The organism is Streptomyces glomeratus (assembly GCF_021462825.1).
Classification (GTDB): Bacteria; Actinomycetota; Actinomycetes; order Streptomycetales; family Streptomycetaceae; genus Streptomyces; species Streptomyces glomeratus.
The window spans coordinates 124,739-139,501 of record NZ_JAKEEB010000014.1 but is presented as its reverse complement, the minus strand read 5'-3'; the positions used below and the strand labels follow the sequence as shown (position 1 = coordinate 139,501).

Genomic DNA, 14,763 nt, shown 5'->3' with positions numbered 1-14,763 from the left:
CCTCGAAGATCCGCGTCCGCCGCGTCGCGGGTGCACCACGGGCCGGGCCCGCGGTGCACGCGCAGCCGCTCAGACCCGCTTCAGCCGCAGCGTCACCAGCTCGAACGGGCGCAGCCGCAGCGTGATCCGGTCGCCGTCGCGGTGCGGTGCGGGCCGGTCGCCGAGCGGGCGCTCCAGAAGGTCCGTCGTGGTGACCGCCGCGACGTCGAAGTCCGCCGTGAGTATGGCGCGCGTACGGCCGCCCCGGGACTCGTGGAAGCGTACGACGACGTCCCCGCTGCCGTCGTCAGCCAGTTTGACCGCCGTCAGCACGACCGCGTCCTCCGCCACGGTCACCAGCGGTGGCACCGCGCGCTTACCGCTCAGCCGCCGTTCGGGCAGGTTGATCCGCCAGCCTTCGCGAACCGCGTCGCCGATCGTGGCCCCCGGCACCAGGGCGTGCCGGAAGCGATGGAGTCCCTGGTCCGTCTCCGGGTCGGGGAACCGCGGGGCGCGCAGGAGGGACGCCCGGACGGTGGTGGTCGTACCGGAGTCCGTCTCCCGTACCGTGCGCGTCACGTCGTGGCCGTAGGTCGAGTCGTTCACCACGGCCACCCCCCAGCCGGGCTCCTCCAGATGCACGAAGCGGTGGTTGCACGCCTCGAACTTCGCCGCCTCCCACGAGGTGTTGGTGTGCGTCGGCCGGTAGAAGTGCCCGAACTGGGTCTCGGACGCATAGCGTTCGGCATGCAGGTCCAGCGGGAAGGCCAGCTTCAGGAACTTCTCCGTCTCGTGCCAGTCCACCTCCGTGTCGATCTCCAGCCGCCGTTCCCCCGGCGCCAGCGAGAGCACCTGGGTGACGCGGGACGCGCCGAAGGACCGCAGGACCCGGACCGAGGCGCCGTCCTCGCCGGGGACGACCTCCTCTGCGTCCAGGAGGTCGGTGACCGTGTTCCGGTAGAACGCGTCCACGTCCCAGGCGTCCCACATGTTGGGGAAGTCGGGGTGGAGCTGGAGGAGGTTCGCGGCGCGTCCCGGTGCGACGGTCTCCCGGCCGGCCTCGATGTCGTACGCGGAGACGACCAGTCCCCGCCCGTCGATCTGCACGCGCAGCAGCCCGTTGTCGAGGACGAAGCCGCCGCCCGGCCGGGTCTCCCGGCCGACCCGGCCCGCTTCGGCGGGAGTGCCCGCGCCGCCCGCGGGGATCCCGGCACGGGCGTGCGGCGCCGCGTTGAACGTCAGCGGCAGGGTCCCCTCGCCGGCCAGCGCCCGCTGCGCGGCCTTGATGATCTCGTTCAGCTCGGCGGCGATCCGCTCGTACGTCGCCCGTGCCTCGCGATGCACCCAGGCGATCGACGAGCCGGGCAGGATGTCGTGGAACTGGTGCAGCAGGACCGTCTTCCAGACGCGGTCCAGTTCCTCGTACGGGTAGCGGAACCCGGTGCGGACGGCGGCCGTGGCCGCCCACAGCTCGGCCTCCCGCAGCAGATGCTCGCTGCGCCGATTGCCCTGCTTGGTCTTCGCCTGGCTGGTCAGCGTGGCACGGTGCAGCTCCAGATACAGTTCGCCCACCCAGACCGGCGGGTGGGGATACTCCGCCTCCGCCTTGGTGAAGAACTCCCGCGGCGTCTCCCACACCACCCTCGCCGAGCCCTCGAGGTCGCGCAGCCGCGCCGCCTTCGCCACCATCTCGCGCGTCGTGCCGCCGCCTCCGTCGCCCCAGCCGGTCGGCGCGAGCGAGTTCCGGGCCAATCCCTTGTCCTTGAAGTTCCGTACCGCGTGGGCGATTTCGCTGCCCTTCATGGAGCAGTTGTAGGTGTCGACGGGCGGGAAGTGGGTGAAGATCCGTGTCCCGTCGATGCCCTCCCACAGAAAGCTGTGATGCGGGAACTTGTTCGTCCGGCTCCAGGAGATCTTCTGGGTGAGCAGCCACCTGGAGCCCGCCGCCTTGATGATCTGCGGCAGCCCGGCCGCGAAGCCGAACGTGTCGGGCAGCCACGCCTCGTCGTTCTCGATCCCGAACTCGTCGAGGAAGAACCGCTTGCCGTGCACGAACTGACGGGCCATCGCCTCCGAACCCGGCATGTTGGTGTCCGACTCCACCCACATACCGCCCGCGGGCACGAACCGGCCCTCCGCGACCGCCTTCTTCACCCGGGCCCACACCTCGGGCCGGTGCTCCTTCACCCACGCCCACTGCTGCGCCTGCGACATGGCGAAGACGAACTCGGGTTCGTCCTCGATCAGCGCGGTCATGTTGGACGCCGTCCGGGCGACCTTGCGCACGGTCTCCCTCAGCGGCCACAGCCACGCCGAGTCGATGTGCGCGTGCCCCACGGCGCTGATCCGGTGCGCGGAGGGCGCTGCGGGCGCCGCCAGGACATCGGCCAGCCGAGTCCGGGCGCCCTCGGCCGACCCGCCCACGTCCTGGAGGTCGACCGCGTCCAACGCCCGCTCCACGGCGCGCAGGATCTCCCAGCGCCGTCCGGACTCCACCGGCAGCTCCCCCATCAGCTCGCCGAGCACCTCCAGGTCCATCACGAGCTGCCACACGGTCTCGTCGAAGACGGCGAGGTCCATGCGCGTGAGCCGGTACTGGGGCTCTCTGCCCGCGGTCTCCTTGTCGCCGAGCCGCGTGGGCTGGAAGGGGTGGTAGCCCATGACGACCGGGTTGGACGCCGCCTCGATGCGCAGGTCGACCTCCTCACCGCCCTCGACGGGGGAGCCGATCCGTACCCACTGGTTGCGCGGGTTGAGACCCTTCACCGGGGTGCCGTCGGGCCGGTACACAAGCCCCTCGCACTGGAAGCCCGGCATGTTCTCGTCGAAGCCGAGGTCCAGCAGCGCCTCGACGGTCCTCCCGGCCCAGGCGTCCGGGACGGTCCCGGTCACCCGGAACCAGCTGGTGCCCCACGGGGCACCCCAGCGTGCGCCCACCGCGATCGGCTCGGCCGGGGCGGCCAGGCCCTCGGCGACCGGGACGGGCTCGCCGGGCGCATGCCACACCGCCACGTGCAGCGGTACGGACTCGGGGTACACGGCGGGGCGGATGCGCTCGTCGAGGACTCGCCTCAGTCGGGCCTCGACCAGGGTGCGGTCGTCATGCATGGCGTGCTCCGTGGGGTGAGGACGGGAGGTGCCGGGGTTACCAGCGAGGGGTGGTCGTGGCGGGCATGGAGACGTTGTAGAGCTCCCCGACCGTGCGCAGTTCGAACCGTGCGACGCTCTCGTCCTGCTCGGGGGCGAGTTCGCCGGCGCAGTACGCGCGCCGGCAGGTGCCGCCCGGGAAGCGGCGCGTGCCGTCGGGCAGGACGCTGTGCTTCGCAGTGGCGCGGGGCGGAGGCGGCTGCCCGTGGGCCGTGCCGGGGGCCGGCTGCCGGGCGAAGCGCGGACTGCCGCCGTCGGCGTCGGTGATGCGCAGGGCGACGGGGGCGGCCGGGCTGGTGGGCGTCTCCCGGACCGCGAGTCCGCCGAGCCGCCGGCGCACCTGGCCGCCGCCCGTGAGCCGTACGGCCGGCCTGCGCAGGGTGCCGGACAGGCCGGTCAGCGGTACGGCCGTGGTCTGCCGGCCGGCGCCGCCGGCGGCGACCGGAAAGAGGGGGTACGTGGGTGCCTGGCCGGGGCCGCCGGGCTCGGCGGTGGCGACCGCCGGTTCCGGCTGTACGTGGCCCGCGTCCACCCGGTGGGTCAGCTCGACGACCGTGTCGGGGCCGATCGGCAGCAGGGGCGCGTACAGGTCCAGCGTGGCCGGTTCCGCGGGCGGTTCCGTGGAATGTTCCCGCCGAACTCTCCGCAAGCGCCGGGGAGTCGGCGGCATGAGCGACGCGTCGTCGGTGACAGGCGGGGCGTTCGTGACGCTGGTGACAAGACACCGCCAGGCACTCGACGCGGGAGCCCGGACCGTGCACAGTGCTCCTCGTACTCGCCAGTACGTCCACGCCTCAACCACGCCGAGCACCGACAGGGAGCGCCCGTGAGCAGCTGGGTCGGCCGTACCGCCGCCGAGATCGCCGCCGCCGTACGCGAGAAGCGGGCCAGCCCGCACGAGGTCGTAGCGGAGCACCTCGCCCGGATCGCACGGCTCGACGGCCGTGTCGGCGCCTTCCGCCACGTACGCGCGCAGGCGGCGCTCGCCGAGGCGGAGGAGGTCGCGGACCGTCCCGACCTGGCCCGGCTCCCCCTGGCCGGTGTGCCGGTGGCGGTCAAGGACAACCTGGCCGTGCGCGGCGAGTCCACCCGCAACGGATCGGCGGCGACCCCGGACACCCCCGCTGAGCACGACCATGTCACCGTGGCCCGGCTCCGCGCGGCGGGAGCGGTCGTCGTGGGTCTGACGAACGTGCCGGAGCTGTGTGTCTTCGGCACCACGGAGGGGGTGCACGGAACGGCCCGCAACCCGTGGGACACCTCCCGCACGGCGGGCGGCTCCTCGGGCGGCAGCGCGGCGGCGGTGGCCGCCGCCATGGTGCCGATCGCGCTCGGCAACGACGGGATGGGCTCGCTGCGCATCCCCGCGGCCAACTGCGGGCTCGTCGCCCTCAAGCCGGGCCATGGCACGGTGCCGGCCGGGATCGGCAACGGCGACTGGTTCGGCATGTCGGAGAACGGCCCCCTCGCGACGACGGTGGAGGACGCCCGGCTGATGTTCGACGTCCTCGCGGACCGGCGGGATACCCGTGAGGCGCCGGAGACGGCCGCACGCACCATCGCCCTCTCGCTCCGCAGCCCCCTGCCCGGAGTGACCGTGAGCCGGCCGTACGCCGAGGCGGCACGCGCGGCGGCCGGGCTGCTCGCGAGGGCGGGCCACGACGTGCGTCCGGCCGAACCGCCGTATCCCTGGTGGCTGGGCACGACGTCGCTCGCCCACTGGACGGCGGGCACGGCGGTCGACGCCGAGGGCCTCGACCCGCGCCGGCTGTCCCGGCGGACCCGGGTCCACGCGGCGGTGGGCCACCGTTTTGTGAAGGGCGTACGCTCCGGCGGCCGCCGCGAGCAGTTGCGGCGGCACCTGGAGCCGTTCTTCGCCGGGCACGACGTCCTGCTCACTCCCGCGCTCGCGCGCCGGGCCCCGGCCGCCGCGGCGTGGCACGAACGCGGCTGGCTGCGCAATCTGCTGGCCAACACCAACTACTCCCCCATGACCCCGCCCTGGAATCTCACGGGATGGCCGGCGATGTCGGTCCCGTTCGGCACGCTCCCCGGCGGCGCGCCCTGCGCGGTCCAACTGGTCGGACGGCCGGGCTCGGAGGCGGCGCTGCTGGAGGTGGCGGCGCAACTGGAGGCGCTGCGGCCGTGGCAGCGGACGGCGCCTCTGGACTGAGCGGGCCGATCCGACGGGCCCCGGCCGAGCGAGGGCCCACCGAGTGCACGCCGGGGAAGCCGGGCATGGGACCGCGGGGGGGCTCTGCCTCCGCGGCAACGGCCGTCGGCCCGGCTCCCCCTCTTTTTTTTCTGGTTCCGGTCCCACTTTCCGGCGTGGGGCCGGTGCGGTGGGCTAGGCGTTCGGCCGTGCGGCGCTGATGTCGCCGAGCGCCGACCCCGGGTCCCGTTCGATGGCCAGGTCGCCGAGCGAGATGATCCCCACCGGGTGCCCGCCTTCCACGACCGGGATCCGGCGGACATGGTGCTCGCGCATCAGGTGCACCGCCTGGTCGATGTCCTCGTCGGGTGTGATGGTGACGAGATCGGCACTGCAGGCACGGGCCACCGTGGTCTCCTCCGGGTCCACACCCTCCGCGAGCGCGCGCACCACGAGATCGCGGTCGCTGACCAGACCGCGCAGCTCATCGCCCTCCGTCACGAGCACGGCGCCGATGTTCTGGTCGCGCATCATCTGGGCCACCCTGGTGACCGCGGTCTGCGGCTCCACCGTGACGGGTTCCGCGGTCATGATGTCGCGTACGTGCTGGGCCATCTCGGATCCCTTCTCCCGGGCAGCGGTGCCTTTCACCGCCGCTTCAGGCGCCGGGTACCCGACGAACGGGGCGCTGCACGTCACGAGCCCGTGCAATCCGGGCGCCGCGCGCGACGCGGCCGTGTCTCCCGCCCCGCCGGGTGTCGAACGCGGGCCCGAGGGGACTCGGGAGGCCTTGGACCGAAGCTTCAGACCGCTGGAGAGCGCACATGCGAGCACTGACCTGGCAGGGTCGTCGGGACGTCCGCGTCGAGACCGTCCCCGACCCCCGGATGGAGAAGCCCGATGACGTCATCATCCGGATCACATCCACCGGGATCTGTGGTTCGGACCTCCATCTGTACGAAGTGCTCGGCCCCTACCTCGAGCCCGGCGACGTCCTCGGTCATGAGCCCATGGGCGTCGTCGAGGAGGTCGGACCCCAGGTTCACGCGCTCCGGCCGGGCGACCGGGTGGTCATTCCGTTCAACGTGTGCTGCCGTGACTGTTTCATGTGCAACCAGGGCCTGCATTCCCAGTGCGAGACGACCCACGGCAGGGAGCAGGGCACGGGCGCCGCGCTGTTCGGGTACACCAGGCTGTACGGGCAGGTGCCGGGCGGGCAGGCCGAGTTCCTGCGGGTGCCGTTCGGCAACAAGCTGCCCGTGAAGGTGCCCGCCGGGCCGCCGGACGACCGTTACGTCTACCTCTCCGACGTCCTGCCCACCGCCTGGCAGGCGGTGGAGTACGCCGCGATACCCGAGGGCGGAAGCGTGACCGTCCTCGGCCTCGGCCCCATCGGCGACATGGCGGCCCGGATCGCCCTGCACCGCGGCGCCGGTCTGGTGATCGGCGTGGACCTGGTGGACGAGCGTCTGGAGCGCGCCGCGGCACGCGGGGTCACCTGTCTGGATCTTCGTCTCCACGACAAGGATCTGGTCGAGGCCGTGCGCGAGCTCACCGAGGGGCGCGGCACGGACTCCGTGATCGACGCCGTCGGCATGGAGGCGCACGGCGCACCGTTCGCCAAGGCGGCGCAGTGGATCACCGGTCTGCTGCCGGACGCCGTGGCGCAGTCCCTGATGGAGCACGCAGGAGTGGACCGGCTCGGCGCCCTGTACGCGGCGGTCGACCTGGTGCGCCGGGGCGGCACCGTCTCGGTGTCCGGGGTGTACGGCGGGGCCGCCAGCCCGATGCCGTTGCTGACGATGTTCGACAAGCAGATCCAGGTACGCATGGGTCAGGCGAATGTGTGGAACTGGGTGGAGCGGATCCTCCCGCTGCTGACGGACGAGGACCCGCTCGGTGTGGACACCTTCAAGACCCACGCCATGCCGCTCGAGGACGCCCCCAAGGCCTACGCGATGTTCCAGGCCAAGGAGGACGGGATGGTCAAGACTCTCCTGAAGCCCTGAGCGTGTCACTGTCCCGACGGAGGTGGAGCAGCTATGCCCACGAAGTTGTCGGCCGACGACCTGCGGGAGATCACCGACCGGCTCACCGCGGAGGCGGACGCCCTGCGCGAGGAGCTCTCGGCGGCCGAATCGAAGATGCCCACCCTCTACGCCGACTGCGACCTCGACGCGGCCGACGTGGGCGCGAAGGTGATTGCGCTGGAGGCCCTGCGCGCGGACGCGGAGCGTGCCCGGACCCTGTTGAACCGGGTCCTCGCCACCCTGCCGAAGGTGGGGACTCCCGGCTACGGGCGGTGCGCGGTGTGCGGTGACGTCATCGGCCGTGACCGTCTGCTGGCCGTGCCGCACACGGAGGTGTGCATCGACTGCGCCCGGGCGGGGGCCGGCGCCTGAGAGGCGCTACAGCTCCCGCCTGTCCAGCGGCCGGGTGGCCGGGCCCTGGAGAACGCTCCCGTCCAGGCCGAAGCGTGAGCCGTGGCAGGGGCACTCCCAGGCCTGCTCGGCACCGTTGAAGGCGACCAGGCAGCCCATATGCGTACACCGGGCCGACAGGGCCCGTACCTGTCCCTCCTCGTCGCGGGCCACGGCGCACACACGGGTGCCGACGCGGATCACCGCGCCCTCGCCGCGGGCGAGGTCGTCGACCGAGCCCCCGGCCAGCGGTGGCAGCCGGTCCCAGACGAAGTGCTGGGCGACCTGGGCCTGGTGCTTGACGAAGGCGGGCGCCTCGCGCACCACGGCGGCCACCCGGCGCGGGTCGTACAGATGGGCCCACGGCGGTTCCCGGCCGTCGATCAGGGCGGAGAGCAGAAGCCCCGCCATGATGCCGCCGCTGAGGCCCCATCCGCCGAAGCCGGAGGCGACATAGGTGTGGCGGCTCGCGGCGTGCAGGGGGCCTACGAGCGGCACCGTGTCGGTGGAGTCGTTGTCCTGGGTGGCCCAGCGGTACGTGAAGTCGAGCGGGCCGAAGTGCCCGGTGGCCCAGTCGGCCAGGCGCGTGAAGCGTTCCTCGACGTCCGCCGTGCCGGGGGTGAAGTGCTCCCCGGTGACGATCAGCAGCCGGGTGCCGTCCCCGTGGGGAGCGGTCCGGAGCGAACGGGTGTTCTCTTCGGGTGTGATGTACATGCCGTTGGGTGCGCGGCTCGCGTCGATCGGGGCCGTGAGGACCAGTTCGCGCCGCGGGGAGAGCCGGGCGAACAGCATCGCGCGGTCGAAGATCGGGTAGTGGGTGGCCACCACGACGTCCCGGGCCGTGACCGTGTGCCCCGCTTCGGTGCGCAGACGGCAGGGGTCGCCCTCGTGCAGCCCGACGACGCGGGTGTGCTCGTGGAGCAGGGCACCCCGCTCCTCGAGCGCGGCGGCCAGCGCGAGGAGGTACTTGCGCGGATGGAACTGCGCCTGGTCGGTGACCCTGACCGCCCCCGCCACGGGATAGGGCAGCTCCGTCTCGGTGACGAACTCGGCCGGCAGCCCCGCATCCCGGGCGGCCTCCGCCTCGGCACGCAGCTCCGGAATCCGCTCGCGGTCCGACGTGTAGGTGAACGCGGGAGCGGCCTCCCAGTCGCAGTCGATGCCGAGCTGCGCGACCAGCTCGGCGGCCCTGCGGAGGGCCTCCGTCTGGGAGCGGCCGTACAGCCTCGCGCCCTCGGCGCCGCGGGTGTGGCGCAGACGCTGGTAGACGAGCGTGTGGAGGGCGGTGAGCTTGGCCGTCGTATGCCCGGTGACACCCCCGGCGAGGCGGCCGGCCTCCAGTACGGCGACGCTGCGGCCGCTCTGCGCCACCTCCCAGGCGGTGCTGAGCCCGGCCATCCCGGCGCCGATCACGGCCACGTCGACGGTGAGATCCTCGGTCAGGGCCGGACGCGGAAGCCCCGGCGCGGTCTCGATCCAGTACGACGCCTGTGCGCCGGTGTGCTCGCTCATGCGGTCCCGTGTTCCCAGAACCCGATCTCCGAAGCGTGCTCGGGAGCCGCGGCGGCGCCACGCCCGCACGGCGCCCGGCGCCCGGGCTGTCAGGGCAGTGGCGTACCGCCCGTGGCGTTGAGGATCTCGGCGGTGATGTAGCTCGCCTGCTGGGAGGCGAGGAACACATACGCGGGGGCCATTTCGGCCGGCTGGGCGGGCCTGCCCAGGGGAGCCTTCTTGCCGAACTCGGTGGTGTCCGGCATGGTCGCGGGGATGAGCGGCGTCCAGACCGGACCGGGGGCCACGGCGTTCACGCGGATGCCGTCGGAGGCGACCATCTGGGCCAGGCCCTGGGTGAACGTCACGATGGCGCCCTTGCTGGTCGCGTAGTCGAGCAGGTGCGGACTGGGCTTGTACGCCTGCACGGAGGTGCTGTTGATGATCGACCCCCCGGGAGGCATGTGGGGCAGCGCCTTCTTGCACAGCCAGAACATGCCGTACAGGTTGGTGCGCATCACGCGGTCGAACTGCTCGGTGCTCACGGCCTGGATGCCGTCGGGCTGGGACATCTGGTACGCGGCGTTGTTGACCAGGACGTCGATGCGCCCGAACTCGGCGAGGGCCCGCTCGACCAGCCGGTCGCACTGCTCCTCCTCGCGGATGTCGCAGACCATGGGGACCGCCTTGCGGCCCGCCTCCTCGACCAGGCGCGCCGTTTCACGCGCCTCCTCACCCTCCTCCGCCAAATGGGTGAACAGGACGTCCGCGCCCTCGCGGGCGAAGGCCAGCGACACGGCCCGCCCGATCCCGGAGTCACCACCTGTCACGACGGTCTTGCGATCCGTGAGCAGCCCGTGTCCGCGGTAGGAGTCCTCGCCATGGTCGGGCGGCGGGTCCATCGGGCCGGTCCAGCCGGGATGCGGCTGGTCCTGCTGGGGGAACTCCGGCCGTGGGTGCCGCTCTCCGGGGTGCTGCGGTGCGTTGTCCTTCACGTTCCCTGCCTTCCTGCCGGTGCGGGCGGTCCGGGCGGAGGGAGCCGGCCTCCCCGTGCCCGGTCGCAGCAGAGGGGCGTGAACCGCTCGGGGCTCTCACCCGCACGGCTACGCCCGCACCCCCACCGAGTCCCCCGCCGCACGTGATCGACACGTGCGTCTTCCCGCAGGCAGGACTGGTGGCACCGCACCGGCGGCCGTCGGGGACGGATCCTCACAATGGCCGATACATGACATGGAGCCCGACCATGCCGAAGCGCGGGTGCTGGTAGGCGTCCGGGACGGTGCCCAGAATGGTGAAGCCGAGGGACAGCCACAGCTTGACCGCCGGGTTGGTCTCCACGACCGCGTTGAAGACCATGGCGCGATAGCCCTGGGCCCTCGCCGCATCCAGGATGTGTTCGGCGAGGGCGCGGCCGATGCCCCGTCCCGCGTGGTCGGGATCCACCATGAAGGCCGCGTTCGCGACGTGCGCGGCGGGGCCGCCGTAGTTCGGGGTGACATACGCCGAGCCGACGACCGCACCGGTGTCGTCCTCGGCGACGTGCACGCGCTTGCCCGGCCCCATCCACAGGCCGCGCGCCGCGTCCTTCGGGGTGTCCGGGTCCCAGGTGTAGGTCTCGGCGGCGGTGACGATCCGGTGCCAGAAAGGCCATATGCGCGGCCAGTCCTCGGCCGCGGCTTCCCTGATCAGCATGGGCGCCAGTCCGGCACGCCCATGCCATCAGCGATCATGACGGTTCCGTGAGGTCAGTCGACGCTCGGCAGGATGTGTGGCTCGGCGAGGTCGTCCTCGTAGCCCGCCAGCCGGATGGGGGCGGACCGGGCCCACACGTCCAGACTGCCGAGCTTCTGCTCCGTCCGTCGGCCCCCGCGCTCCCCGCGTTCCTTGGGACGCTGATCGCGATTCGTTTTCTCCGGTGTCACCGCGCACTCCTTATGTGTCGGGTAACCCTCGGGACGTTCCGGTCCAGTCTGCCGCTGCGCCCTCGACGTCCGCTCGGGTCTGAGTCGAAAACAGGTCGGACGCGGTGGCGCCGGCAACTCGTACGAGAGAAGGCCGTGGTGACCGGCTTGTCCCGGGACGGACCGTGGGTCGGGTGGAACCCAAAGGCTGTCCGCACAGTCCAGGTTAACCAAATGAGCGGGTGCCCGCTCGATGGGGCTGAAACAACCAGGTAACTGTCGTGAGTCATCTGGCGCTCATCCGGTCCGATTATTAACCGTTTTGACACGAGAATCCTTGTTTACGGCCACTCGTTCAGCGCCGTCGTCGAACCGGCACCGGTACCGCGGGTGCCCGGTTCGGAGCGTACGGTGCTCAGTTCAGGTCCTGTTGGCTGAGTCGCAAGCTCCACATGATCTGCTGACCGCCGGCAACGGCTTTTCTCGCGGGAGGACTGACGCATGGAGCTGCGCAGCGTCGAGGAGCTGATGGATCTGCTGCACGCCTGCCGGGGCGCGCGGCGCACGCCGGACCGCGGCGACGAGCGGGTCGATGTGCACGAACACGCCCTGCAGACCGCCGCCCTGCTGCGCCGAAGTCACCCCGCGGACAAGGAACTCCAGGTGGCCGGCCTGGTGCACGACATCGGGCTGCTGCTACAGCCGGACGACGAGGGCGGGCATGCGGAGAGGGGTGCCGACGCGGTACGGCCCCTGCTGGGTGAACGGGTCTCCCGTCTCGTACGCCTGCACTCCGTCGCGGGGCGCCATCCGGCGATGACACAGCAGGAGGCGGCCGCGTTCGCCCGCGACCCGCTGGCCGAGGACGCACTCACCTTGCGTCATGCGGACGAGGCGGCCCATGTGAGGGGCCTGGACGCCGGCGTGCTGGAGGACTGGCGGACGGTGCTCGAACTGGTGGCGGCCCGTCATGCCCGGCTGGGGGCCGTGGACTGAGGCGTGCGACGTGCTGCCGGTCGGAGCAATGGCTTCGACGGCCGACGGTCCGTGCCACACTCTGCGGGGTGCGCCGCCGACACCCCACCACTCCGGGCAGGGGCCGGGTCATCCGCACATGGATGACCCGGCATGCCGGGTGGTGTCTGGGCGCCTCCCTGACCCTGCATCTGCTGGCCGTCCTCGCCTTCCCTCCCGCCCCCCTGGATCTGCGGGTCTACCGCGAGGCGTCCCCGCTGGTGCTCACCGGTGGCCTCTACGGCTACGGGCTGCACACGAATCCGCCGATCCCCGTGCTGCCGTTCACCTACCCGCCCTTCGCCGCACTGGTGTTCCTGCCACTCGCACAACCGCCCTGGACGGCCCTGGTCGTCCTGTGGCAGGCGGCCTCCGTGGCGGCCGTCGCGGTGGTGATCGGCTGTGCCGACCGGCTGCTGTCCACCGGCAGCGAGCGGCCCGCACGGTCCCGCGTCCTGCTCTGGACCGCAGCCGGCCTGTGGCTGGAACCGGTGCGCCACACCCTGGACCAGGGCCAGGTCAATCTGCTGCTGTGCGCCTTGGTGCTCGCGGCGCTCGCGGTGCCGCGCACGCCGGCGGCACGGGGAACGGGCCTCGGCCTGGCGGCCGCGGTGAAACTGACTCCGGCCTTCGGCGGACTGTATCTGCTGGCCACGCGGCAGTGGCGGGCCGCGGCGTGGGCCGTCGCCGCCGCCGCCGGGGCGACGGCCCTGGCCTGGGTGATCGCCCCGCGGGAGTCGGCACGCTACTGGTTCGGCCTGCTGACGGACACTCAGCGCATCGGCCCGGCCTGGTCGGTGCGCAACCAGTCGCTGCGCGGAGCGCTCGAACGGCTCCTCGGCCCCGACACCCTCGCCCACCTGGCCTGGTGGGCAGGACTCGCTGTGGTCACCGCTCTGGCGGCCGGTGCCGTACGGCGTGCCGTACGGCACCATGACCTGCTCGGTGTCCTGGTCTGCGCCGAACTGTACGGATTACTGGTCTCCCCCATCGCCTGGAGCCATCACTGGGTCTGGTGCCTGCCGACCATGATGTGGCTGGCACACGGGCCGGGCCGGCGGCGGCTGCTCCACCGGGTCACACTGGCGGCCTGGGCCCTGGCCACCGTCGGCCGCCTGGTCCCGCTGCTGATCCGCGCGGAGGACCGGCTGCCGCACCCGAGGCCGTACCCGGCCCTGCTGGCCTGGCCCGGGACGGCCTACACCGTCTGCGCCGTCCTGTCCCTGCTCGCCATCGCAGGCAGCCCCGACCGGACTCCCGCCCGGGAGCCCGGTGACCTCTCCGCCATCCGGGCCTAGAGCGCCCGGCCGCCGCTCCCGTGGAGCGACGGACACCGCCCGGCGCCCGGGCGCCTGTGCGCCGCCCCGCCGCAGGATGTACGGCGTCCGACCGGCCGGCGCCTCAACGCCGTTGCCCGGGGACGTCCAGGGGACGGCCGGATGCGACTGCGGCCCCCGGGGCGTAGAAGCGGGCACGCACGCGGCGCAGCCATGCCTCGGCCGGTGCCTCGTCGGGCCGTTCCGGCAGCACGCTGGGCCTCTCGTCGAAGGCGCTCTCGTAGAACCGGAGCAGCGGCAGCGCCACGGAGGCGTCCGCGGCCACCCGCTCGCCGAAGTCGTGGTACTCGTCCGGGTCGTCGACGCGGATCGTCAGCCGTCCCGTGGTGTACAGCTCCAGGCCCTGGTGGCACAGCCGCTTGAGGTGGCGGGCGTGTTTGGCGGTGCGTTTGCGGGTGTCCGCCGAGAAGGAGCCGTCGCCACGGGCTTCGAGGCGCCGGAACTGCTGGGTGGCATATCCGAGATAGGCGTCGCGGACGCGCCTCGCGCACAGGAACGACGTACGGATGCCGATCAGCTCCTCGCCGAGCGGCGTGCGCACCTCGTACAACTCCTCGGGCAGCCAGACGAGTTCCATGGCGGTCGGGTTGCCGCCGAGGGCGAGCCGGCACCACTTGGCGGCCTCGTGCAGGGTGCTGTCCGGGGCCGTGGTGACATGGGACTCCTTCGGCCGGTGCAGACCGTGCAGTTGCTCGGTGGGCGCCGCGAACAGGCCCATCCGGTCCACATCCGAGCCCTGGTGGGCGAGCCCGTACGCGGTCGAGCCGACGATGCCGGAGAGAAGGACATGGGGAACGGTCATGGCCGGCCGCCCTCCTTGAGCGCTGTGGTACCGGGGGACGCGGAGTCCCGCCGGCCGGCGTCCCGGAGGGCCACCCGGACGGGGTGGACGAAGTCAGCGGGAAGCCAGGTCATGCCGGGACGCTAGCCAGCCGTCCCCCTTCCCGGCCAACCGTTTTCCGCACGGATGCGCGCACAGCGGCGCACGCCCCGGAGTCCTCCGCCTCCGGGGCGTGGGCCGTCACACGTGTGACGTCCGATCGCTCACGGGAACAGCGCGATCCCGGCGGCGATCAGCAGGAAGATGCAGACGATCAGCAGCACCGTGCTCCACGCGCCGCGGTGCTTCATCGGGGCAGGGGCCGCGCCGCCGCGTGGCCGGTCCTCCGGCAGGACAGGATGCAGCGGACGGTCGGACCGGTAGAACTGTTCGTCGCTCATATAGCGGTTGCGCGGATCGCCGGCGGCGCGCCGGTCGATCTCGTGGGGGATGGACATGGGAACTCCTTGCGGTGCTCATCAGAGCGAGTTCCCATCCGACG

The 14,763-nt window shown here is 72.3% G+C and carries 14 protein-coding genes; 5 read left to right on the top strand and 9 right to left on the bottom strand.

Annotated elements, in window-relative coordinates:
* Positions 1 to 69 precede the first annotated feature (69 nt).
* Entirely contained in the window at positions 70 to 3,087 is a 3,018-nt protein-coding gene (locus LZ604_RS18915; RefSeq protein ID WP_234516554.1) for an alpha-mannosidase, read from the bottom strand.
* A gap of 37 nt (positions 3,088 to 3,124) precedes the next feature.
* Positions 3,125 to 3,775, bottom strand: coding sequence for a hypothetical protein (locus LZ604_RS18910; protein ID WP_234516553.1), 651 nt, complete (start codon positions 3,773 to 3,775; stop codon positions 3,125 to 3,127).
* A 177-nt stretch (positions 3,776 to 3,952) separates the two neighbouring features.
* Here LZ604_RS18910 and LZ604_RS18905 point away from each other — a divergent pair, with 177 nt between their 5' ends.
* Entirely contained in the window at positions 3,953 to 5,299 is a 1,347-nt protein-coding gene (locus tag LZ604_RS18905) for an amidase (RefSeq protein WP_234516552.1), read from the top strand.
* A gap of 174 nt (positions 5,300 to 5,473) precedes the next feature.
* Here LZ604_RS18905 and LZ604_RS18900 read toward each other — a convergent pair whose 3' ends face one another.
* The gene (locus LZ604_RS18900; RefSeq protein ID WP_234516551.1) at positions 5,474 to 5,893 is read right to left on the bottom strand and encodes a CBS domain-containing protein; all 420 of its coding nucleotides are present in this window, start codon (positions 5,891 to 5,893) and stop codon (positions 5,474 to 5,476) included.
* 209 nt (positions 5,894 to 6,102) lie between these two features.
* Here LZ604_RS18900 and LZ604_RS18895 point away from each other — a divergent pair, with 209 nt between their 5' ends.
* Positions 6,103 to 7,287: an alcohol dehydrogenase catalytic domain-containing protein gene (locus LZ604_RS18895; protein WP_234516550.1), complete on the top strand. Its 1,185-nt coding sequence runs from the start codon at positions 6,103 to 6,105 to the stop codon at positions 7,285 to 7,287.
* A gap of 33 nt (positions 7,288 to 7,320) precedes the next feature.
* Positions 7,321 to 7,680 (top strand): TraR/DksA family transcriptional regulator, encoded by a 360-nt coding sequence (locus tag LZ604_RS18890; RefSeq protein ID WP_234516549.1) that lies wholly within the window; start codon positions 7,321 to 7,323, stop codon positions 7,678 to 7,680.
* A 6-nt stretch (positions 7,681 to 7,686) separates the two neighbouring features.
* Here the strand turns inward: LZ604_RS18890 and LZ604_RS18885 are convergent, their stop codons facing one another.
* The 4 genes from LZ604_RS18885 to LZ604_RS18870 form a co-directional block, all read right to left on the bottom strand.
* Entirely contained in the window at positions 7,687 to 9,210 is a 1,524-nt protein-coding gene (locus tag LZ604_RS18885) for an FAD-dependent oxidoreductase (RefSeq protein WP_234516548.1), read from the bottom strand.
* 89 nt (positions 9,211 to 9,299) lie between these two features.
* Entirely contained in the window at positions 9,300 to 10,184 is an 885-nt protein-coding gene (locus LZ604_RS18880) for an SDR family oxidoreductase (protein ID WP_234516547.1), read from the bottom strand.
* A gap of 214 nt (positions 10,185 to 10,398) precedes the next feature.
* Positions 10,399 to 10,881 (bottom strand): GNAT family N-acetyltransferase, encoded by a 483-nt coding sequence (locus tag LZ604_RS18875; RefSeq protein ID WP_234516546.1) that lies wholly within the window; start codon positions 10,879 to 10,881, stop codon positions 10,399 to 10,401.
* Between the two features lie 53 nt (positions 10,882 to 10,934).
* The gene (locus LZ604_RS18870; RefSeq protein WP_234516545.1) at positions 10,935 to 11,111 is read right to left on the bottom strand and encodes a hypothetical protein; all 177 of its coding nucleotides are present in this window, start codon (positions 11,109 to 11,111) and stop codon (positions 10,935 to 10,937) included.
* 480 nt (positions 11,112 to 11,591) lie between these two features.
* Between LZ604_RS18870 and LZ604_RS18865 the strand changes: the two genes are divergently transcribed.
* Positions 11,592 to 12,086 carry an HD domain-containing protein gene (locus LZ604_RS18865; RefSeq protein ID WP_234516544.1) on the top strand — a complete coding sequence of 165 codons (495 nt, stop codon included), beginning with the start codon at positions 11,592 to 11,594 and terminating at the stop codon, positions 12,084 to 12,086.
* Positions 12,087 to 12,208: 122 nt separating this feature from the next.
* Positions 12,209 to 13,402, top strand: a complete 1,194-nt coding sequence (locus LZ604_RS18860; RefSeq protein ID WP_234516543.1) for a glycosyltransferase 87 family protein — start codon at positions 12,209 to 12,211, stop codon at positions 13,400 to 13,402.
* Between the two features lie 103 nt (positions 13,403 to 13,505).
* Here LZ604_RS18860 and LZ604_RS18855 read toward each other — a convergent pair whose 3' ends face one another.
* Both LZ604_RS18855 and LZ604_RS18850 read right to left on the bottom strand, forming a co-directional pair.
* Entirely contained in the window at positions 13,506 to 14,243 is a 738-nt protein-coding gene (locus LZ604_RS18855; RefSeq protein WP_234516542.1) for a nucleotidyltransferase domain-containing protein, read from the bottom strand.
* 242 nt (positions 14,244 to 14,485) lie between these two features.
* Positions 14,486 to 14,719 carry a hypothetical protein gene (locus LZ604_RS18850; RefSeq protein WP_234516541.1) on the bottom strand — a complete coding sequence of 78 codons (234 nt, stop codon included), beginning with the start codon at positions 14,717 to 14,719 and terminating at the stop codon, positions 14,486 to 14,488.
* Between the last annotated feature and the right edge of the window lie 44 nt (positions 14,720 to 14,763).

Bases quoted from the DNA above. Each gene is read 5' to 3' on its own strand.
- LZ604_RS18915 (WP_234516554.1), bottom strand. From the start codon at position 3,087: ATGCATGACGACCGCACCCTGGTCGAGGCCCGACTGAGGCGAGTCCTC.
- LZ604_RS18850 (WP_234516541.1), bottom strand. From the start codon at position 14,719: ATGTCCATCCCCCACGAGATCGACCGGCGCGCCGCCGGCGATCCGCGC.
- LZ604_RS18855 (WP_234516542.1), bottom strand. From the start codon at position 14,243: ATGACCGTTCCCCATGTCCTTCTCTCCGGCATCGTCGGCTCGACCGCG.
- LZ604_RS18860 (WP_234516543.1), top strand. From the start codon at position 12,209: ATGACCCGGCATGCCGGGTGGTGTCTGGGCGCCTCCCTGACCCTGCAT.
- LZ604_RS18900 (WP_234516551.1), bottom strand. From the start codon at position 5,893: ATGGCCCAGCACGTACGCGACATCATGACCGCGGAACCCGTCACGGTG.
- LZ604_RS18890 (WP_234516549.1), top strand. From the start codon at position 7,321: ATGCCCACGAAGTTGTCGGCCGACGACCTGCGGGAGATCACCGACCGG.
- LZ604_RS18875 (WP_234516546.1), bottom strand. From the start codon at position 10,881: ATGCTGATCAGGGAAGCCGCGGCCGAGGACTGGCCGCGCATATGGCCT.
- LZ604_RS18885 (WP_234516548.1), bottom strand. From the start codon at position 9,210: ATGAGCGAGCACACCGGCGCACAGGCGTCGTACTGGATCGAGACCGCG.
- LZ604_RS18865 (WP_234516544.1), top strand. From the start codon at position 11,592: ATGGAGCTGCGCAGCGTCGAGGAGCTGATGGATCTGCTGCACGCCTGC.
- LZ604_RS18895 (WP_234516550.1), top strand. From the start codon at position 6,103: ATGCGAGCACTGACCTGGCAGGGTCGTCGGGACGTCCGCGTCGAGACC.